The sequence below is a fragment of the Amycolatopsis sp. cg9 genome (assembly GCF_041346945.1).
Classification (GTDB): Bacteria; Actinomycetota; Actinomycetes; order Mycobacteriales; family Pseudonocardiaceae; genus Amycolatopsis.
On record NZ_CP166850.1, the window covers coordinates 5,068,658 to 5,088,495 of the forward strand.

The 19,838-nt window shown below is 74.1% G+C and carries 17 protein-coding genes; 8 read left to right on the top strand and 9 right to left on the bottom strand.

Annotated elements, in window-relative coordinates; all coding sequences use genetic code 11:
• The first annotated feature begins 90 nt into the window (after window positions 1-90).
• From AB5J73_RS24310 to AB5J73_RS24320, 3 genes are all read left to right on the top strand, one after another.
• Window positions 91-975, top strand: a complete 885-nt coding sequence (locus AB5J73_RS24310; RefSeq protein WP_370972545.1) for a methylenetetrahydrofolate reductase — start codon at window positions 91-93, stop codon at window positions 973-975.
• A gap of 108 nt (window positions 976-1,083) precedes the next feature.
• Entirely contained in the window at window positions 1,084-2,769 is a 1,686-nt protein-coding gene (locus AB5J73_RS24315; RefSeq protein ID WP_370972547.1) for a DUF885 domain-containing protein, read from the top strand.
• 214 nt (window positions 2,770-2,983) lie between these two features.
• A complete protein-coding gene (locus AB5J73_RS24320) occupies window positions 2,984-3,853 on the top strand; it encodes a DMT family transporter (RefSeq protein ID WP_370972549.1) in 870 nt (289 codons plus the stop codon).
• 17 nt (window positions 3,854-3,870) lie between these two features.
• On the opposite strand, the gene AB5J73_RS24325 is transcribed toward AB5J73_RS24320, so the two are convergent.
• The 3 genes from AB5J73_RS24325 to AB5J73_RS24335 form a co-directional block, all read right to left on the bottom strand.
• A complete protein-coding gene (locus AB5J73_RS24325; protein WP_370972551.1) occupies window positions 3,871-4,443 on the bottom strand; it encodes a GNAT family N-acetyltransferase in 573 nt (190 codons plus the stop codon).
• On the bottom strand, window positions 4,440-4,952 hold the full coding sequence (locus AB5J73_RS24330; RefSeq protein ID WP_370972553.1) for a YbaK/EbsC family protein: 513 nt from the start codon (window positions 4,950-4,952) through the stop codon (window positions 4,440-4,442). Before AB5J73_RS24330 ends, AB5J73_RS24325 begins: the two co-directional genes overlap by 4 nt.
• A gap of 78 nt (window positions 4,953-5,030) precedes the next feature.
• Window positions 5,031-6,068, bottom strand: coding sequence for a hypothetical protein (locus tag AB5J73_RS24335; protein WP_370972555.1), 1,038 nt, complete (start codon window positions 6,066-6,068; stop codon window positions 5,031-5,033).
• Window positions 6,069-6,132: 64 nt separating this feature from the next.
• Between AB5J73_RS24335 and AB5J73_RS24340 the strand changes: the two genes are divergently transcribed.
• The 5 genes from AB5J73_RS24340 to AB5J73_RS24360 all read left to right on the top strand — a co-directional run bounded on the left by AB5J73_RS24340 (window position 6,133) and on the right by AB5J73_RS24360 (window position 10,150).
• A complete protein-coding gene (locus AB5J73_RS24340; RefSeq protein ID WP_370973302.1) occupies window positions 6,133-6,615 on the top strand; it encodes an SAV_6107 family HEPN domain-containing protein in 483 nt (160 codons plus the stop codon).
• Entirely contained in the window at window positions 6,605-7,372 is a 768-nt protein-coding gene (locus AB5J73_RS24345; protein ID WP_370972557.1) for a maleylpyruvate isomerase family mycothiol-dependent enzyme, read from the top strand. The genes AB5J73_RS24340 and AB5J73_RS24345 overlap by 11 nt, the downstream gene beginning before the upstream one ends.
• 58 nt (window positions 7,373-7,430) lie before the next feature.
• On the top strand, window positions 7,431-8,162 hold the full coding sequence (locus AB5J73_RS24350; RefSeq protein WP_370972559.1) for a VOC family protein: 732 nt from the start codon (window positions 7,431-7,433) through the stop codon (window positions 8,160-8,162).
• A 15-nt stretch (window positions 8,163-8,177) separates the two neighbouring features.
• Window positions 8,178-9,014: an alpha/beta fold hydrolase gene (locus AB5J73_RS24355; protein ID WP_370972561.1), complete on the top strand. Its 837-nt coding sequence runs from the start codon at window positions 8,178-8,180 to the stop codon at window positions 9,012-9,014.
• A 74-nt stretch (window positions 9,015-9,088) separates the two neighbouring features.
• Window positions 9,089-10,150: a GNAT family N-acetyltransferase gene (locus AB5J73_RS24360; protein ID WP_370973304.1), complete on the top strand. Its 1,062-nt coding sequence runs from the start codon at window positions 9,089-9,091 to the stop codon at window positions 10,148-10,150.
• On the opposite strand, the gene def is transcribed toward AB5J73_RS24360, so the two are convergent.
• The 6 genes from def to AB5J73_RS24390 all read right to left on the bottom strand — a co-directional run bounded on the left by def (window position 10,147) and on the right by AB5J73_RS24390 (window position 19,692).
• A complete protein-coding gene (gene def / locus AB5J73_RS24365) occupies window positions 10,147-10,647 on the bottom strand; it encodes a peptide deformylase (protein WP_370972563.1) in 501 nt (166 codons plus the stop codon). The two genes, AB5J73_RS24360 and def, sit on opposite strands and share 4 nt — an antisense overlap.
• A gap of 63 nt (window positions 10,648-10,710) precedes the next feature.
• Window positions 10,711-15,393, bottom strand: coding sequence for a DEAD/DEAH box helicase (locus AB5J73_RS24370; RefSeq protein WP_370972565.1), 4,683 nt, complete (start codon window positions 15,391-15,393; stop codon window positions 10,711-10,713).
• Window positions 15,371-16,171, bottom strand: a complete 801-nt coding sequence (locus AB5J73_RS24375) for a DeoR/GlpR family DNA-binding transcription regulator (RefSeq protein ID WP_370972567.1) — start codon at window positions 16,169-16,171, stop codon at window positions 15,371-15,373. Before AB5J73_RS24375 ends, AB5J73_RS24370 begins: the two co-directional genes overlap by 23 nt.
• Window positions 16,143-17,420 (bottom strand): MFS transporter, encoded by a 1,278-nt coding sequence (locus AB5J73_RS24380; RefSeq protein ID WP_370972569.1) that lies wholly within the window; start codon window positions 17,418-17,420, stop codon window positions 16,143-16,145. Before AB5J73_RS24380 ends, AB5J73_RS24375 begins: the two co-directional genes overlap by 29 nt.
• Complete coding sequence (pdxA, locus tag AB5J73_RS24385) at window positions 17,417-18,445, bottom strand: 4-hydroxythreonine-4-phosphate dehydrogenase PdxA (RefSeq protein WP_370972571.1); 1,029 nt, start codon at window positions 18,443-18,445, stop codon at window positions 17,417-17,419. The genes AB5J73_RS24380 and pdxA overlap by 4 nt, the downstream gene beginning before the upstream one ends.
• Window positions 18,442-19,692, bottom strand: a complete 1,251-nt coding sequence (locus AB5J73_RS24390) for a four-carbon acid sugar kinase family protein (protein ID WP_370972573.1) — start codon at window positions 19,690-19,692, stop codon at window positions 18,442-18,444. Before AB5J73_RS24390 ends, pdxA begins: the two co-directional genes overlap by 4 nt.
• Between the last annotated feature and the right edge of the window lie 146 nt (window positions 19,693-19,838).

Genomic DNA, 19,838 nt, shown 5'->3' on the forward strand with positions numbered 1-19,838 from the left:
GCCGTAGCGCCTCGAATGTGAGTCGAACCGCAGTCTCGCGACGCGGACGGGGGCTCCCGCATGGCGGGCGCCGGCCCTTAACATGCAGGCATGACGTCGGTGATCGAGCGGTTGCGCGGAGACGGGCCGAAGTTCTCCATCGAGTTCTTCCCGCCCCGGGACGCGGCGGACGAGGCCGTCCTGTGGAAGGCGGTCCGGGAGCTCGAGCCGTACGACCCGGCCTACATGTCGATCACCTACGGCGCGGGCGGTTCCAGCCGCGACGGCACGATCCGCAGCATCGCCCGCGTCGCCACCGAGACGACGCTGGTGCCGATGGCCCACCTGACCGCGGTCAACCACTCCGTCGCCGAGCTGCGCAACGTCATCGGCTGGTACGCCTCGGTCGGCGTCCGCAACATCCTGGCGCTGCGCGGCGACCCGCCGGGCGACGTCTACGGCGAGTGGATCCCGCACCCCGAGGGCCTGACCTACGCCGAGGAGCTGGTGCAGCTCGTCCGCGAGCTGGGTGACTTCTGCGTCGGCGTCTCGGCGTCGACCTACGGCCACCCCCGCTCTCCCGACCTCGACACCGACACCAAGTACCTGGTCCGCAAGCTGCGCGCGGGCGCGGACTTCGCGATCGCGCAGCTGTTCCACGACGCGGAGGACTTCCTGCGGCTGCGCGACCGGGTGGCCGCGACCGGCTGCGACGTCCCGGTCCTGCCCGGCGTCATGCCGCTCACGACGATGCGGACGCTGCAGACCACGATCAAGCTGTCCGGCGCCCCCGCGCCGCAGAAGCTGCTCGACCGGCTGGAACCGCTCGCCGACGACCCCAAGGCGTTCCGCGCGGCGGGCATCGACGTCATCACCGAGCTGTGCGAGAAGCTGATCGCGGAGGGCGTGCCGAACCTGCACTTCTACACGTTCAACCGCTCGAAGGCGACGCGCGAGGTGATCGCCCGCCTGGGGCTCGTCCCGGCCCGTGCTTAAGTGCTGTGACAGCCGGGGCATTCGCCCCGGGCCGGGGGCCTCCGCCACCCGGACCCCCCGACCGAAGTCCGTACCACCGGGTCCAGGTGGCCCGGTAGCGTGCGGCGCATGGCTTCCACTGCTTCAGACGTAAACGGCATCTGCGACCGCTACGTCGACGACTACGCGGCCGCGGACCCGGTCGCCGCGACCTCCCACGGCATCGCCGGCCACGACGACCGGCTGACCGACTACTCCGCCGACGGCTACGCCGAGCGCGCCGGACTGGCCGCGCGGGCGCACGCCGCCGTCGTCGCCGCGCAGCCGCGCGACGCCGCGGAACGGGCGGCGCAGGCCGTCTTCACCGAGCGCCTCGGCCTCGAGCTGGAGATCCACGAAGCCGGCCTCGACGTGGCGAGCCTGAACGTCATCTCCAGTCCCGTCCAGGAGCTGCGGATGGCGTTCGACCTGATGCCGCTGGAATCGGAGCAGGACTGGTCGGTCGTCGCGGCCCGCATCGGCGAGGTCCCGAAGGCGCTGGCGGGCGTCCGCGGCGGCCTCCTCGCGGGCGCCGACGCGGGCCACGTCGCGGCGCTGCGGCAGGTCTCGAAGGTGGCGGAGCAGTGCGAGACGTGGGCCGGGCTGAAGGACGCGAAGGGGTTCTTCGCCGAGCTCGTCGACGGCGCGTCTTCGCAGGGCGAAGCGCTGAAGAACGACCTCGCGCACGGCGCGCGCGCCGCCGAGGAGGCGTTCGCCGAGTTCGCCGGGTTCCTGCGCGCCGAGCTGGCGCCGAAGGCCCCGGTCAAGGACGCCGTCGGCGAAGACGCCTACCGCCTGTGGTCGCGGTACTTCGTCGGCGCCGCGCTCGACCTGCGCGAGGCCTACGACTGGGGCTGGGCCGAGTTTTCCCGCCTCGAAGCGGAAATGCGCGCGGTCGCGAACCGCGTCAAGGCCGGCGCGACCCCGAAGGAAGCCGCGGCGGTCCTGGACGCCGACCCGCGCTACCGCGTCCGGGGCCGCGCCGAGTTCGAGGCCTGGATGCAGCGCCTGTCCGACGGCGCCCTGGAATCGTTGCGCGGCAAGCACTTCGAGATCTCCGACCGCGTGATGGCCCTGGAGTGCAAGATCGCACCGCCCGGCGGCGGCGTCGGCGCGTACTACACCGGCCCGAGCGAGGACTTCGGCCGCCCGGGCCGCATGTGGTGGTCCCTGCCCGCCGGTCGTGACGAGTTCAGCACGTGGCGCGAGACGAGCACCGTCTACCACGAGGGCGCGCCGGGCCACCACCTCCAGATCGCGACGGCGGTGGACCAGTCGGCGTCGCTGAACAAGTACCAGCGCCTGATGGCGTTCACGTCGGGCCACGCGGAGGGCTGGGCCCTGTACGCGGAGCGCCTGATGGAGGAACTGGGCTACCTCTCGGACGACGGCGACCTGCTGGGCATGCTGTCGGAGCAGCTGTTCCGCGCCGCCCGCGTGATCGTCGACCTCGGCATGCACCTGGAGCTGACGATCCCGGCGGGCACCGGCTTCCACGAGGGCGAGCGCTGGACGCCGGAGCTCGGCCTCGAGTTCATGCTGACCCGCACGATCACCGACGAAGCCCACCTCCGCGACGAGATCGACCGCTACCTGGGCTGGCCCGGCCAGGCCCCGGCGTACAAGATCGGCGAGCGCCTCTGGCTGACGGCCCGCGCGGAGGCCCAGGCGCGCGCGGGCGCGGCGTTCGACATCAAGCGGTTCCACGCGGAGGCGCTGAAGATGGGCGGGATGGGGCTGGACACGCTGCGGGAGCAGCTGGCGAAGCTGGACTGAGCACTCGCGGGCGGGGTCACCGGAAAACCGGTGGCCCCGCTTCGCTTTTCCCGGCTAGGTTCCCCTCGTGCACCGGATCTTCCTCGTCACCCCACCGCCCCGCGCCTGAGCGGGGTGGTTCCTCGCCGCGTGGCCTGAGCGCCCGCGGCTGCTTCGTCTTGCGCACCGCCCCGCGTCGTCGATCTTCCTTTTCCTTCGACGCAGGAGCGTTCCTTTGGTGTCTCTGCCCACGCGCGCCCGTTCTTCGGCCGCGCTCGTCCTCGCCGGTGTCCTCTGGGGCACCGGCGGCCTGGCCGGTTCGCTGCTCGGCGAACTCGCCGGCCTCCACCCGCTCGCCGTCGCGGCCTACCGGTTGCTCGTCGGCGGCGGGGTCGCCACCCTGTTCGTCCTCGTGCGGGGCGGCACCTTCCCGCGCACGGCCGAAGCGGCCAGGCGCGTCCTGGTCGTCGGCGGGCTGTTCGCGCTGTTCCAGGCGAGCTACTTCGCCGCCGTCGCGCTCAGCTCGGTCAGCATCGCGACGATGACAACGATCGGCGCCGCGCCCGTCGTGGTCACCCTCGCCGGCACGCGGAAACCCCGTGGCTGGACGCTCGTGTCGGTGGCGGGCACGCTCGCCGGCCTGGTGCTGCTCCGCTGGTCACCGGACGCCGTGGCCACCCTCGGCGGTCTGGGCTTCGCGCTGCTGGCCGCGGCGGGCTTCGCGGCGTTGACGCTGCTCACCGCGAAGCCGGTCGAGGGCCTGGAGCCGCTGCCCACGACGGCGTTCGGCTGCCTGACCGGCGGGCTGCTCCTCACCCCGCCGGCGAGCTGGACCGGCATGGCGCTGCCGCTGCACGCCGACGTCCTGCTGGTGGCCTGCTACCTCGGCGCCGTCCCGACCGCGCTCGCCTACGCCGCGTACCTGCGCGGCCTGGCCGACGCGCACCCGGTGCTGGGCGCGCTGTCGGCGGTGCTCGAGCCGCTGACCGCGGCCGTGCTGGCCGCGGTGCTGCTCGGGGAGCGGCTGAGCGCTACGGCGTGGTGCGGCGCGGCCGTGCTGGTCGCGGCGCTGGTGGTCGGCTACTGGCGGCCCGAACCGCGGTGAACCTCCGGCGCTGCCCCTCAGCGATCCTCGAGGGGCAGCGCCCGCCCGAGGATCGCGAACGGCCGGGGGTCGCCGGCGAAGTGGTAGTCGCGCAGGACGTCGACGAAGCCGGTGCGGCGGTAGAGCTTCCACGCCCGGCTGGTGCCCTCGGGCGTGGAAAGCAGCACGTTCGCGCTCGGCACGCCGTCGAGGAGGCCGCGCAGCAGGTCCTCGCCGATCTGGTGCCCCTGGTTCTCCGGCTTGACGTGGATCTCGGTCAGCTCGAAGTAGTCGGCCAGCCAGCGGTCGGCCTCGGCGGGCCCGGACCGGCGGCTCAGGCCGTGGCGCACCTGCTCGTGCCACCACTGCCCGGCCCGGCCGCGGTAGCCGTAGGCCAGCCCGAGCAGGACGTCGTCGGCGTCGAACGCGGCCATGCAGCGCCAGCCCTCGCGCAGCGCGTGGGTGAGCCACATCGGCGCCCGCTGCTCGGCGGTGCCGGCCGGGTACCGCATCGCCCGCACGTAGATGTCGAGCGCCTCGGGCAGGCGCGCGCGGAACTCGTCCGTCGAGAGCTGGACGTAACGGGAGCAGCCGGCGGGCATCGCGGTCACAGCGGTCCATCTTCCTCCGCGCCGCTGAGCGCGCCGGGGGTGCCCCCGGTCAACGCCACGAGGTCCGCGAACGTGGTCGGGTAGACGGTCTTGGGGTGCCCGGCGGCGGCCCACACGACGTCGTGGGCCCGCAGCGCGGTGTCCACCAGCGTCGGCAGCGGCCGCGGGTGCCCGACCGGAGCGACGCCGCCGATCGGCTGCCCGGTGTGCGCCCGCACGAAATCGGCGTCGGCCTTGCCGATTTCGCCGCCGGCCAGCCGCGCGAGCGTCGCCGGGTCCGCGCGGTGGGCGCCGGAGGTCAGGGCGAGGAGCGCGGTTTTGTTGGACCCCAGGCGGAAGATGAGGCTGTTGGCGATGGCGCCGACGGGAACGCCGAGCGCTTCGGCCGCCTGGGCGGCGGTCCGCACCTCGGCGGCCAGGACGCGGATGCCTTCGGCGGCGCCGTGCTGCCCGGCTTCGGCCAGCGCGGCCGCCACCTTGGCGACGGCGGGGTGGTCCAGCGAACTCATGGGCCTATGAGATCACGCCGCCGACCTGGTGTCCCGGGGGATTCCACCCCCGGGGTTGAGCGGATGCCCGGTCCGGGGTTACTCTGGAAATTGTTCGAACAGACGTTCGACATCTGGTGAGCGCGCACCGGTCAGGTGCCCGGCTCCGGGACGGGGGAAGCGTCTCGGCGCCGGGCCCCCGATCGAGCTCACGCCGCGCAGGAGGAGGGTCGCCATGTCCGTCAAGGTCGTGTCCCCCACGGACCAGGGGCAGCCCCAGCTGCCGATGTCACTGCGCCCCCCGGTAACCCCGGCGGCGCCCGGCACCCACCACGGCCGCCCCCGCCGCCCCCGCCCGAGCCCGCCGCCCTCGGCCGCGGAGCTGGGACAGCCCGAGCTCCCGATGTCGCCGAACCCGTCAGTGCCGATTCCTGCGGAACAGCCCACCGCCGCTCCGGAGCCGACGCTGGAGCCGTCCGCCACGGCCGGGACCTCGGCGGTGGCCGATGGGGAGCCCACGCAGCCGGAGTTGCCGATGCCGGTGCGCTCGCCCGCCCCGGCCCCCGCGGACTTGCCGGGGGTTGCTCCGGCGCTTGCGGAGTTGCCGGCGCCCGGCGCGGAGCCTCGGTCGCCGATGCCGGTGGGCTCGCCCGCCCCGATCTCCGCGGACTTGCCGGGGGTTGCTCCGGCGCTTGCGGAGTTGCCGGCGCCCGGCGCGGAGCCTCGGTCGCCGATGCCGGTGGGCTCGCCCGCCCCGATCTCCGCGGACTCGCCGGGGGCCGCCTCGCCGCTTGCGGAGTTGCCGCTGCCCGGCGCGGAGCCTCGGTCGCCGATGCCGGTGCGCCCGCCCGCCCCGGCCCGCGCGGACTTGCCGGGGGCCGCCTCGCCGCTTGCGGAGTTGCCGGCGCCTGGCCCGGAGCCTCGGTCGCCGATGCCGGTGCGCCCGCCCGCCCCGGCCCCCGCGGACTTGCCGGGGGCCGCCTCGCCGCTTGCGGAGTTGCCGCTGCCCGGCGCGGAGCCTCGGTCGCCGATGCCGGTGCGCTCGCCCGCCCCGGCCCGCGCGGACTTGCCGGGGGTTGCTCCGGCGCTTGCGGAGTTGCCGGTGCCTGGCCCGGAGCCTCGGTCGCCGATGCCCACGCGCCCACCTGCGGGTTCGTCGGTGGAGCCCGCACAGCCCGCCCCGATCTCCGCCGACGCGCCGATGCCCGCCGCCGCGGCTCCGCAGCCCGTGCCGCTGAGCCCGCCCGGCTCCGATCAGTCCCAGTTGCCCATGTCGCTCCGCCCGCCCGCCCCGCCCGCCGCGGCCGCGTTGCTGGCTCAGGCTCGGCGGGGGCTGGCCGAGGCCGAGCGGGAAACCACCGCCGCCGAGCGGTTCATCGGGGCTTACCTCGCCGCTCTGCGGGGGGCCGCTGCCGTGCTCGAGGCTCGGGGGCGGCCGCATCGGGGGCGGGCCCGGCCGGCCAGCAGCTGGGTGCTGCTCGACTCCGTCGCGCCCGAGTTGCGTGAGTGGTCCGCCTTCTTCGCGGGCAACTCCGCCACGCGCGCCGCCGCGCAGGCCGGGATCACCGGGAAGGTCACCGGGGAGTCGGCCGCGCAGCTGGTGCGCGTCGCCGGGTTGTTCCTGGAGCTCGTGCGCCGGCTCGTGCACGGCCTGCCGATCGGCGGGGCAGCCCATGTCGCGTGAGCACGGCCCGGTCGACCACGGGCGGCTGCTCACGGCGTTGGGGATCGAAGGCCGGGTGCTGGCCGAGGCCGTGCACGCCGCTCCGCTCGAAGCGCCGGTGCCCGCCTGCCCTGGCTGGTCGCTCGGCGAGGTGGCGCGGCACGTCGGGAGCCTCTACCGGATGGTCCGGCGCCGGCTCGCGGAAGGCCGCAGCCCCGAAGACTGGCAGCGCGACCCCGAACCGGGCCAGCCGCTCCACGAGTTCCTCGAGACGGGCCTGACCGAGCTGCTCGACGAACTCGCCGCCCACGACCCGGAGGAGCGCGCCGACACCTGGTGGCCGGCGGACCCGACCTACGGGTTCTGGCGGCGCCGGATGCTGCACGAGACGCTGATCCACCGCGTCGACGTCGAACAGGCGGCGGGCGCCGGCCCGCGCGGCGTGCCCGACGACCTCGCGATCGACGGCGTCGACGAGGCGCTCACCCTGTGGTTCGGCCAGAAGCTGCCGATGCTCGGCCTGACCGGCACGAAAGCGGGTTCGGTCGGCGTGCGCGCCGGCGCGCACAGCTGGATCGCGCGCGCCGGACCCGAAAGCACCGAAGCCTGGCGCTGTTCGGCCGAGGAGGCCGAGGCCGCGGACGACGTCGTCACGGCCAAGCCCGCGCAGGTCTACCTGTGGCTCTGGGGCCGCGCGTCCCTGACCTCGGTGACCGTGCGGGGCGTGCACGACCAGGCGGCCCAGCTCTGGGCGCTGCTGCGGCTCGCGACCCGATGAACCGGCCGGTGGGGAAGCCGAACCGGAACTGTCGGGGGTGGCGGTTAGCCTGCCTCGCATGAACACGCGCCTGGTGAACCTGGTGATCGACGCGGCGCGGCCGGAGGTCCTGGCGGACTTCTGGGCCGCGCTGCTCGGCTGGCGCGCCGTCGTCGAGGAGCTCGGCGAGATCGACGTGCGCGCTCCGGAGACCGACGGCTGGGAGCTGGACCTCGTCTTCGTCCCGGTCCCGGAGCCCAAGGTGGTGAAGAACCGGATCCACCTGGACCTGGCGAGCCGGACCCCCGAGCACCAGGCCGAGCTGGTGGCTCGCGCGCTCGAGCTGGGCGGCGCCCGGGTCGACGTCGGCCAGGGCACGGTGCCGTGGGTCGTGCTGGCGGATCCGGAGGGCAACGAGTTCTGCGTCCTCGAGCCCCGCGAGCGCTACGCCGCGACGGGCGCGGTCGCGTCGATCCTGGTCGACGCCCACGACCCGGAGCAGCTGGCGGAGTTCTGGGCGGGCCTCACGGGCTGGCCGGTCCAAGCCCGCGACGGCGACGTCCTGGTGGGGCTGCGCGCGCCGTCGGGGCGCGGTCCGTGGCTGGAGTTCCTCCGCACCGAAGACGTCAAGCACGGCAAGAACCGGGTCCACCTGGACGTCGCGCCCCCGGCGGGCGCGGACCAGGCCGCGGCGGTGCGGGAGGTCGTCGCGGCCGGTGCGGCGCCGGCGGACCTGGGCGGCCCCGCGCTGCCGTGGCGGGTGCTGACCGATCCGGAGGGCAACGAGTTCTGCGTGCTCACCCCGCGGTGACTTAGCTTGGAGGACATGGAGACCTTCGACTGGCAGGGGCGCCGGATCGCCTGGGAACGCGCCGGCTCCGGGCCCCCGCTGGTGTTCTGCCACGGCACGCCGTGGTCGTCGTGGCTGTGGCGGCCGTTCGCCGAGGCGCTGAGCAGCGAGTTCACCGTCCACCTCTGGGACATGCCCGGCTACGGCCGGTCTTCGAAGGACGCGGAGCACCCGGTCGGCTTCGACGTCCAGGCCGAAGCGTTCCGGGCGCTGCTCGCGCACTGGGAGCTCGACCGGCCGCACGTCGTCGCCCACGACTACGGCGGCGTCGTGTCGCTGCGCGCCCACCTGGTCCACGACGTGCCGTACGCGTCGCTGCTGCTGGTCGACGCCGTGGCCATCCCGCCGTCGGGCTCGCCGTTCTTCCAGCTCGTCAAGGAGCACCCGGACGTGCTCGCCCGGGTGCCGCCGTACATCCACGAAGCCCTGGTCCGGGCCTACGTCGCCAACGCGAGCCACCGCGAGCTGCGGGCCGCCGACCTCGACGAGCTCGCCGCCCCGTGGCTCGGCGACGAGGGCCAGCCGGCGCTGTACCGCCAGATCGCGGCGTACGACGAGAGCTACCTGGCCGAAATCGAGGGGCTCCTGGACCGGATCGACCTGCCCGTGCACGTCCTGTGGGGCACCGAGGACACCTGGATCCCGATCGGCATCGGCGAACGGCTCGCCGCGGGCATCCCCGGCGCGAAGTTCACCCCGATCCGCGACGCCGGCCACCTGGTCCAGCTGGACGCGCCGGTCGCGCTGGCGACGGAGCTGCGGTCGTGGCTGACGAGTGTTTCGCCGGGGTTGCCGGGCCGCGACGAACGCTGACCTGCGCGAAACACCGGCGTCCTGGCACGGCAACAACCACCGGGGACCGTGGGGGCATGGAGACCTCCAGAGCGTTGCCCCAGCCGGGCCGGACGGCCGTCGTCGAGGAACCCGCCGGCGCGTCGGCGTGGCGGGTGCGGGTCCGGATGCACGACCACCCGGGCACCCTGGCCCGGCTCGCCATCCGGCTCGCCGACCTGGAGTGCAACATCCTCGGCCTGAGCGTGCTGCCGGTGCCCGGCGGGGTGCTGGACGAGATCGTGCTGCGCCCCGCGACCGGCCTGCCCCGGCGGCGCCTGATCGAGGCCATCCGCGCCGAGGGCTGCGAATGCACCGCGATCATCGACGCCGACGTCCACGAGCTGGTCGACCCGTCCGCGTCGACGCTGCTGGCGGCCCGCCGCGCGGTCGACGACCCGGCCCGCCTCGCCGAAGTGCTGAAGGACGTCCTCGCCGCGGACGTCGTCACGCTCGTTCCCGCCACCGAGGCGAACCCGGCCCGGACCGAGAGCGGGCACCGGGCGGTGTTCCCGCTGGCCGGCGACCGCGCGCTGGTGGCGCGCCGCCGGTGGGCGCCGTTCGTCCAGCTGGAGCTGACCCGCGCCGAAGCCCTGGTGGGGCTGCTCGCCGCCGCGGCCCGCAACGCGGCCGGCCCGGTCGTGCTCGACCGCCCGGACGGCGCCGCGATCGTCCTGCGCAAGGGCCTCCCCGGCGACGCCGACGCCGTCGCCGACCTGCACCGCCGCTGCTCGATGGCGACGCTCTTCCGGCGCTACCACTCGGGCGTGCGGACGGTCCCGCGCCGCTGGCTGCACCGGCTGCTGGTGCCGCCGCGCGGAACCAGCGTGCTGGCGGTCTTCGGCCGCGAGGTGATCGGCCTGGCACAGCTCATCCCGAGCGCCTCGGGCACCGCCGAGATCTCCCTGCTGGTGGAGGACGACTGGCAGCAGCAGGGCATCGGCACCGCACTGCTGGCCCGGCTCGCCGTCCTCGCGGAGGCCCAGGGCATCACGGAGCTGACGGCGGACTCCCTGACCGGCGACGACGTCCTGCCCCGCACGGCGGCCCGGGCCGGCCTGCGGACCGAACGCGCCGTCGAGGACGGCGCCAAGCTCCGGCTGTTCCTGCCCGCCTAGCGCTTCCAGAACCAGTCTTTTTCCCGCGCTTCGCGCAGGGCGGACTTCTTGCGCTCGGCGGTGAGCCGGTCGAGGTAGAGGACGCCGTCGAGGTGGTCGGTCTCGTGCTGGAGGCACTGGGCCAGCACGTCTTCGCCTTCGACCTCGATGGGTTCGTTGTGGACGTCGACGCCGCGGACCTTCGCGTGCTTGGCGCGCCGGGTGGGGAACCACAGCTCCGGCACGGACAGGCAGCCCTCGCTGATTTCGTGCGTCTCCTCGGAGAGCTCGACGATCTCGGGGTTGACGACGTACCCGGTCAGCCCGGCGACGTCGTAGCTGAAAACCCGCAGCCCGACGCCGATCTGCGGCGCGGCGAGCCCGGCCCGCCCGGCGGGTTTGACCGAGTCGACCAGGTCCCGCACGAGCGCCTCGAGCTTCTCGTCGAACACGGTGACCGGGTCACAGGCGAACTTGAGGATCGGATCGCCGAAATAGCGCAGTTCGCGCATCGCCATGAGCAGAACATCCTTCGTGCGGTGTCGGACTGGCAGCTTAGGGCAGCGCGCGGCGCGAGCGGCTCAGGCCCGGAGACGCAGACCTGAGGGCGTCGCCCGGAAACCCGCTTCCCGCAGCACTTCCGCCAGCTCCGACGTGAGGGCTTGCTCGCCGTCCGCGCGCTGGACGGCCAGCTGGCCCAGCCAGCCCTCGCGGACCGCGGCCGACAGGGCCTGGGCCGCGTCCGACAGCGGTTGGCGTTCCTCGGTGAAGCTCAGCAGGGATCGGCCTCCTCGCTCGACGTACAGGGCCGGGACCCCGTCCACCAGGACCGCCAGCGCCCCGGCCTTGCGCGCCGGACGGTGCTTCGTGTCGCCCGTCGCCGCCGGCCAGGGGAGGGCGGCACCGTACGGCTGGGCCGGGTCCGCCGCGGCCAGGACCACCGCGCGGCCGGGCGCCGGGCGGCCGGGGCCGGACAGTGCGCGCAGGCGGTCGACCGCGCCCTTCGCCGCGAACTGGGCCGCGCCGAGCCCCTCCACGACGTAGCCGCGGATCACCTGGCCGGTGTCCTCCATGCCGCGCAGGACCTTGTAGATCCCCGAGAACCCGCCGGTGACGCGTTCGGTGTCGAGCGCGCCGCGGGTCAGGACGCCGTGGCGTTCCAGGAACGCTTCCGTGCGGGCGTGGGCTCGCCGGGTCGCGTCGGTTTCGCGGGGCGGGGTCAGCGCCCACCGGCCCGCCACGGTCGGCGGCCCGGACCGCGACGGCATCTGTGGTCGCCCGGCCCGCAGCCGCGCGTACCGGCCGCGGGGCGCCTGGCGCCGAGCCTTGTGCGCGCCGTGCCCGGCGACCTGGGCCCGCAGCGGACCGAGCGTGTCGCCGGTGACCAGCCCCGCCCACACCAGGTCCCACAGCGCCGCCACGACTTCGGCGTCGTTCGGTGCCTTCTCCACCAGCACGGTCGCGCGGTCCACCAGCTGCCGGAAGAACAGCGCGCCACCCTCCAAAGTGGACACGATGGCGTCGTGCAGCGGCCCGGCCGGGATGTCCTCGACGACCTCGGGCAGCAGCAGGTCGGCGACGTCCGTGGGAGCGAGGGCGATCCAGCCGTCCCCGCCGGACAGCGCGCCGCAGCCCGCCCACGTGACTTCGCCCGCTGTCGTCAGCTCGTCCAGCAGCGCGGGGGAGTAGCCCGGCAGCCGCCCGGGCAGGATCAGCGACTCCACCGCGCTCGCCGGCAACGGCGCCCCGGCGAGCTGCTCGACCACCGACAGCACGTCGTCCGCCGTCGGCGCCGCCCGGACGCGGCCGCCGAACCCGTGCCACGCCGGCAGGAACCGGCCCAGCGCCGCCGGTTCGACCGGCTCGACCTCGGCCCGCAGCTTCGCCAGCGACGCCCGCCGCAGCCGCCGCAGCACCGCGGAGTCGCAGTACTCGACCCCGGCGCCGTGGGTGTCCGGGTGCCCGACCGGGCTCAGTTCGCCCCGCACCAGCCGGCCTTCGCCGGTCATCCGGTCGAGGACGCCGGTGACGACGGCCAGGCCGAGCCCGAACCGCCGGGCCACCGCGGCCGCCGCGAACGGGCCGCGCCCGCGGGCGTACCGCGACAGCAGGTCGCCGAGCGGGTCCGCCACCGGTTCGGTGAACGCCTCGGGCACGCCCACCGGCAGCGCGGTGCCCAGCGCGTCCCGCACCCGGCCCGCGTCCTCGATCGCCAGGAACCGTTCCGTGCCGCCGATCCGCACCCGGATCGCCCGCCGCGCCGCTTCCAGCTCGGTGAGCCACTCCGCCTGGATCCCGCGTTCGGCCGCCTCTTCGACGGTCAGGTCGCCGAGGAACCGCAACAGGTCGGCGGCGTCTTCGGCGGAGCGCGCGTGCCGGTCGGGTTCGAGCCGCTGCAGCGACCGTTCGACCTCGCGCACGGCTTCCGGGTCGAGCAGTTCGCGGATCGCCTCGGTGCCGAGGAGTTCGGCCAGCAGCGCCGAATCCAGCGACAGCGCCGCCGCCCGCCGCTCGGCCAGCGGCGCGTCGGTCTCGTACAGGAACATCCCGACGTAGCCGAAGAGCAGGCTGCGCGCGAACGGCGACGCGGCCGGCGTCTCGACCTCCACCAGCCGCACCTTGCGGGCGCGGACGTCGGCCATCAGCTCCCGCAGCCCGCCCACGTCGTAGACGTCCTGCAGGACTTCCCGCATCGCCTCCAGTACGACCGGGAACCGCTCGTACTTCGCCGCGACCGAAAGCAGCTGCGACGCGCGTTGCCGTTGCTGCCACAGGGGAGTGCGGCGCCGCGGGTCCCGGCGCGGCAGCAGCAGCGACCGGGCCGCGCACTCCCGGAACCGGGCCGCGAACACGGCCGAGCCGCCGACCTCCGCGACGATCAGCTGCTCCACCTCTTCGGGGTCGAGCAGGATGTCGTCCGCGCCGATCGTGACGTCGCCGCCGTCGGCGTCCAGCGCGTCCGGCAGGCGCAGGACGATGCCGTCGTCGGAGTGCGCCACCTGCGCGTCGACCCCGCGGTTTTCCCGCAGCCGCGCGGCGATCGCCAGGGCCCACGGCGCGTTCACCTGCGCGCCGAACGGCGAGTGCAGGATGATCCGCCAGTCGCCGAGCTCGTCGCGGTAGCGCTCCAGCAGGAGCGTCCGGTCGTTCGGCACGTGCCGGGTCGCGGACTTCTGCTCGGCCAGGTAGGCGAGCAGGTTGTCGGACGCCCGTTCGTCCAGGCCGGCCGCGGTGGCCCGGTCCCTGGCCTTCTGGTCGTCCGATGTGGACAGTTCGCGGACGAACTTCCCCAGCGCCCGGCCGAGTTCGAGCGGCCGGCCCGGCGCGTCACCCTTCCAGAACGGCATCCGCGCCGGCTCGCCCGGCGCGGGCACCACGATGACCCGGTCGTGCGTGATGTCGGTGATCCGCCACGACGACGTGCCGAGCAGGATGGTGTCGCCGACCCGCGACTCGTACACCATTTCTTCGTCGAACTCGCCGACGCGCGAGCCGGGCTTGTCGTCGGCGCCCGGCGTCATCACGGTGAACAGGCCGCGGTCGGGGATGGTGCCGCCCGAGGTCACGGCCAGTCGCTGCGAGCCCGGCCGGCCGCGCAGCTCGCCGCTGATGCGGTCCCAGGTGATCCGCGCCCGCAGCTCGCCGAACTCCTCGCTCGGGTACCGGCCGGCGAGCATGTCGAGCACCGCGTGCAGCGCGTCGTCCGGCAGCGACGCGAACGGTGCCGCCCGCCGCACCAGCGACGCCAGGTCCGGCACCGTCCACGGTTCCAGCGCCACCATGGCCACGACGTGCTGCGCCAGGACGTCGAGCGGGTTGCGGGGGTAGCGGACCGCCTCGATCGCGCCGCTCGCCATCCGTTCCGCGACCACCGCGCACGAGACGAGGTCGCCGCGGAACTTCGGGAACATCACCCCGGAGGAGACCGCGCCGACCTGGTGCCCGGCCCGGCCGACGCGCTGCAGCCCGGACGCCACCGTCGGCGGCGCCTCGATCTGCACCACCAGGTCCACCGCGCCCATGTCGATGCCCAGCTCCAGCGACGACGTCGCCACCACGCACGGCAGCCGCCCGGACTTGAGGTCTTCCTCGACGTGCGTGCGCTGCTCCCGCGACATCGACCCGTGGTGCGCCCGGGCGATCACCGGCGGCGCGCCGGTGCTCACCCCGGACTGCCCGACGGCTTCGGCCGGGAACGCGTCGGCGGGCGTGAGCTCCGTCTGCTCGGCGGCCAGTTCGTTGAGCCGGGCCGTCATCCGCTCGGTGAGCCGGCGGGAGTTGGCGAACACGATGGTCGACCGGTGGGCCTGGATCAGGCTCAGCACCCGCTCCTCGACGGCCGGCCAGATCGACGGCCGCTGCACCGGGTTGCCCGCCATCTCCTCCAGCGTGCCCAGGCCGCCGGGCGCGATGTCGCCGGGCGGGAACGCTTCCGTCAGCGACTCGAGCGACCCGAGCGACTCCAGCGCGTCGAGCGGGCTCGGCGCGTGCCCGCTGCGCGGCGCGTCGAGGTTGCTCATGTCCTCCACCGGGACCTCGACGCGCACCTCGATGGTCTTCGCCAGCTTCGGCTGGACCACCCGCACCGGGCGGCCGCCGGCCAGGAACGCGCTCACCTCGTCGACCGGGCGGACCGTCGCCGACAGGCCGATCCGCTGCGCCGGCTTCGGCAGCAGCGAGTCCAGCCGCTCCAGCGAGAGCGCGAGGTGCGCGCCGCGCTTGCCGCCGGCGACCGCGTGCACCTCGTCGACGATCACGGTCTCGACGCCGCGCAGCGACTCCCGCGCCGACGACGTGAGGATCAGGAAGAGCGACTCCGGCGTGGTCACCAGCACGTCCGGCGGGGTCTTGCCGAACGAGCGGCGCTCGGCCGCGGTGGTGTCGCCGGTGCGCATGCCCACTTCGATCTCCGGCACCGGGAGCCCGAGCCGCCGGGTGGCTTGCGAGATGCCCGCGAGGGGCGCGCGCAGGTTCCGCTGGACGTCGACGGCGAGGGCCTTCAGCGGCGAGACGTAGAGGATCCGGCAGCGTTTCGTGGCCTCCGCCGGCGGCGGTTCCACCGAAAGCCGGTCGAGCGCCCAGAGGAACGCCGACAGCGTCTTGCCGGACCCGGTCGGCGCGACGACGAGGGCGTGCTCACCCGCGTGCGCCGCCCGCCAGGCCCCCTCCTGCGCCGCGGTGGGCGCGGCGAAGGCCCCCGCGAACCAGTCCCGGGTCGCGGGGGAGAAGAGGTCGAGCACGTCAGTGGCCACGTCGTCCATCATGCGCGGCACCACCGACAGTTTCCGATCCTCCGGCGAGGATCACGCTCTCGGCGAACTGCGGGAACGTGACGTCGACCCTCGGCTCGTCGGTGATCAGCCGGTAGTCCCGGTCCAGCGGCGCCCAGTAGGAGAAAGGGGCCTGGTCCAGCTTGGAGTGGTCGGCCAGCACGTACGCCTCGCCGCCGGCGTGCAGCATCGCGTGCTTGACCACCGACTGCTCCAGTGACGGGCAGCACAGCCCCCGGCCGTCGACCACGCCGTCCGCACCCAGGAACACCCGATCGGGTGAGATGTGCCGAAGCTGCGCCAGCACGCTCTCACCCAGGATCGCTTCGTTGGGGTGCCGCAGCCGGCCGCCGAGGACGATCAGGTCGATCCCGGCGAAGCCGGCCAGCTCGCGGATGGCGTTGACGCCGTTGGTGACCACCGTCAGCCCGTCCCGGTGCGCGAGGTGCCGGGCGAGCCTGCCGGTGGTCGTGCCGGCGTCGAGCAGCACGACTTCGCCGTCCTCGACCAGCGCGGCGGCCTCGCGGGCGATGGCGTCCTTGGCCGCCGCGTGCCGCTGGTCCTTTTCGCGGGGACTGCGCTCGGTGTCGAGCGCGCCGCCGTAGGTGCGGACGACGTGCCCGGCCCCGGCGAGGGAGGCGAGGTCGCGGCGGATCGTCGACTCGGAGACGCCGAACTCCTGGGCCAGCTCCGCGATGCCGCCGGAGCCGTCGCGGACGGCCTCCAGCAGCATCGCGCGCCGGTCACGGGTGCCTGGTCGCGGCTGGGACATGCGCCGACTCTTCCACAACCGCGGGTTTCAGCCCGAAGAACGCCAGGCCGGCGGCCACGGCGAGGAACGCGGCCAGCACGACGAACCCGGTGGTCGCGCTGCCGGTGACGTCGGTGAGCCAGCCGACCAGGTACGGCCCGGCGAAGCCGCCGAGGTTGCCGAGCGCGTTGATCAGGCCCATCGCCACGGCGACCACCTCGATGCCGAGGATCCGGCTGGGGATCGCCCAGAACGGCCCGTACGGCATGTACACGCCGGTGGCGACGACGCAGAGCAGGACCAGCTGCACGGCCGGCGGCCAGTGGACGAGGTTGCCGAGCAGGAGCCCGGCGATGGCCACGACCAGCGGCACGGTGACCGCGAGCCGCCGGTTGCCGGTCCGGTCGGACCAGTGCGCGCACGCGACCATCCCGGCCAGCGCGAGGACGTACGGCACGGCGGAGAGAAACCCGACCGCGGTGGCCGAGCCGCCCGTCATCGTCTTCACGACCGACGGCAGCCACAGGCTGAACCCGTAGAAGCCGGTGATCCAGAAGAAGTAGACACCGATCAGCAACAGCACCTGGCGGTTCGCCAGCGCCTGCCGGTAGCCCTGTTTCGCGAAGGCCGGCTTCGCGTCTTCTTCGGCCTTCAACGTGCGCTCGAGGTAATCGCGTTCTTCGGCGGAGATCCACCGGGCCTTCGCCGGCCGGTCGGCCACCGCGAACCACCAGACGACGGCCCACAGCAGCGGCGGCAGCCCCTGCAGGACGAACACCCAGCGCCACGACATGTGGTCGAGCATCAGCCCGGACAGCGGGGACATGAGGATCGCCGAGATCGGCAGGCACGTCATCCACAGCGCGTTCGCCCTGGCCCGCTCCGCCTGCGGGAACCACGACGCCAGCAGGATCAGCACCGCGGGCCACACGCCGCCTTCGAACAGGCCGAGCAGCAGCCGGGCCAGGTGCAGCTGGGTCTCGTTCCGCACCAGCCCGCACAGCACCGCCGCGAACGCCCACGCGATCATCAGGATCAGCACCGTCTTGCGGGCGCTCCACTTCGCCGCCAGCACCGCCGCCGGGATCTGCAGGACGAGGTAGCCGACGAAGAAGATGCCGCTCGCCAGCCCCTTCGCGCTGGCGGACAACGGGAAGTCGTCGCCGATGTAGGGCAGGATCACCGCGACGTTCGTCCGGTCGAGGTAGGCCAGCATGTACATGACCACCGCGACCGGGATGACGTACGCCCAGCGCTTGCGGGGGATCACCGGATGGCCGGTGGATAGATGGCGGGCAGCTTCCGCGCGTACGGCGCCAGTGTCGCGGCGGCCTTGAACGCCGCGACCATCGTGCCGTGGGACGCCCGGCCGGTGCCGGCGATGTCGAACGCCGTGCCGTGGTCGACCGAGGTGCGCAGGATCGGCAGGCCGACCGTCACCGAGACCGTGCCGTCGAAGTCGTACGTCTTCGACGCGATGTGCCCTTGGTCGTGGTAGAGCGAGAGCACACCGTCGAAGCGGCCCTGGATCCCTTGGTGGAACACGGAATCCGCCGGGATCGGGCCGACGACGTCCAGCCCGGCGGCCCGCGCGGCGGCCACCGCGGGCGCGATCGCGACGATCTCCTCGTCGCCGAACTTGCCGTTCTCCCCGCCATGCGGGTTCAGCGCCGCCACGGCGAGTCTGGGTTTCTCGGTGCCGAACACTTCGAGCGCGGTGTACGCCTCGCGGATCGCGTGCTCGATGTTCTCCCGCGTGATCCGGCTGATCGCTTCGCGCAGGGAAAGGTGCCGGGTGGCGAAGAAGATCTTCAGCCCCGACACCCAGAACATCGTGTTGTACCGGGTCGACCCGGTCAGTTCGCCCAGCATCTCGGTGTGCCCGAGGTGCCGGGAGCCCGCCGCCCAGATCGCCTCCTTGTTGATCGGCGCGGTCACGACCGCGTCGACCTCGCCGGCCAGCGCGAGCCGGGTGGCGACCTCGATCGCGCCGACGGCCGCGGCGCCCGCGGTCGCGTTGACCTCGCCCCACGGCAGGTCTTCGGTGACGACCCCGAGGTTGAGCACGTCGATCACGCCGGGGGTGAAGCGCGCGTCGGCGACCGTGGCGATCGGGTTGATCTCCACGGGCAGGCCCAGGTGCCGGGCGACGCGGTCGAGCACCGGCGCGTCACCGACCGCGACCCCGCGCGCCAGCTGCAGTGCCTCCGGCTCGGCCAGGGTCTTCAGGGTGATCTCCGGGCCGATGCCGACGGGGTCGCCGAGGGTGACGGCGAGGACGGGGAGGTCGCTCACGGGTTCTTCCTTCCGGTGGCCAGCACGTGGTTGAGGTGTTCCAGGCAGGCGACGGCGGCGTCGCGGCCGCCGATCAGCCCGCCTTTGGTGGCGAAGGGCAGCCCGGTGTGGGGCCCGCCGGACAGCCGCCCGGCGACCGCGAGGGGCAGGACTTCGGTGTCGATCTCGAAGCCCTCGGCGCCGAGCGCCTTCGTGACTTCGACGGCGATGTCGCCGCCGGTGGCGTAGAGCCCGCCGATCCGGTGCGCGCCGAGCACCAGCCGGGTCGCTTCGCCGAGCGCCGGCGGGATCCGCGCCGCGACCGCCGGGTCGACCGGCGTGCCCGGGGCGGGGGCACGGGTGCGGAGGCCGACGACCCGGTGCCCGGCCGCCAGGAGCTTCCCGGCCGCGGCGGCGACGGACGGCGGATCGGGCCGGTCCGCGTCGACGTCGACGTACCGCGCGTCCAGCACCAGCTCGGTTTCCAGCAGCTGGTCGTGGGTCCGGCCGGTGATGCTGCCGACCACCGCGAGCACCGGCGGGACGGTGTCGTGGCCGGGGGCGAGACCCAGCGCCGCCGCGAGCCGGACGCCGAACGGCCCGGAGTCGACGGAGATCCACTTCGTGCCCTCGGCCGCCAGCCGGGCGGCGGCCTTGGCGACGGTCGTGAGGTGCCGGTTCGTCGTGGCGTCGCAGACGACGATCCCGGCCGGGCACCGCAGGGCGGCTTCGACCGCGTCCACGCCCTCTTCGACGACGTCCAGCGGCAGTTCGGCGATCTCGCGGCGCGTCGGCCCGAGGAGGGTGCGGACCCGCGAAGACCCGACGGGCGCCAAGGGATCGCGGGCGGCGGGGCTTTCGGCCAGCGGCACGCCGTCGACCAGGTGCAGGCCACCGAGGGTGACCCGGCCGGCGTCCGGGAAGGCGGGGACGACCAGCGCGCGGGCGGCCGGCGCCGACGCCAGGACGGCTTCGGTCTCCACGCCGACGTTGCCGCGCAGCGTCGTGTCCACGCGTTTCACCGTGAGCTCGACCGGCCCGGCGAGCTCGATGGCGCGGCGGACGGCCTGCCCGGCGTGTGACGGCGAAGCGTGCCGGGTACCCAGGTTCACCACCAGTGCGTCGATCCTGCTGTCCGCGCGGAAGCACGGCGCGTCCGGCTCCAGCGGAGCGTTGACGGAAACCGCGCGCAGCCCGAAGCGGGCATACAGCGCTCCGGTCGCGTTGCTGCCCGTGAGGTCGTCCCCGAGGACGAGCAGCTTCGGCATCGCAACGCTCCTTTGCGTGGTTCGTGCAACTCGGCTGACCGAACTGCGCAACTATCGTGCCTCGTGATCCACCTCTCCGTCAAGCGGCGGGGGACTTTCCCGGGTCCGCACGCACGGTGACCGCGCGCATGGCAGCATCACGGCGA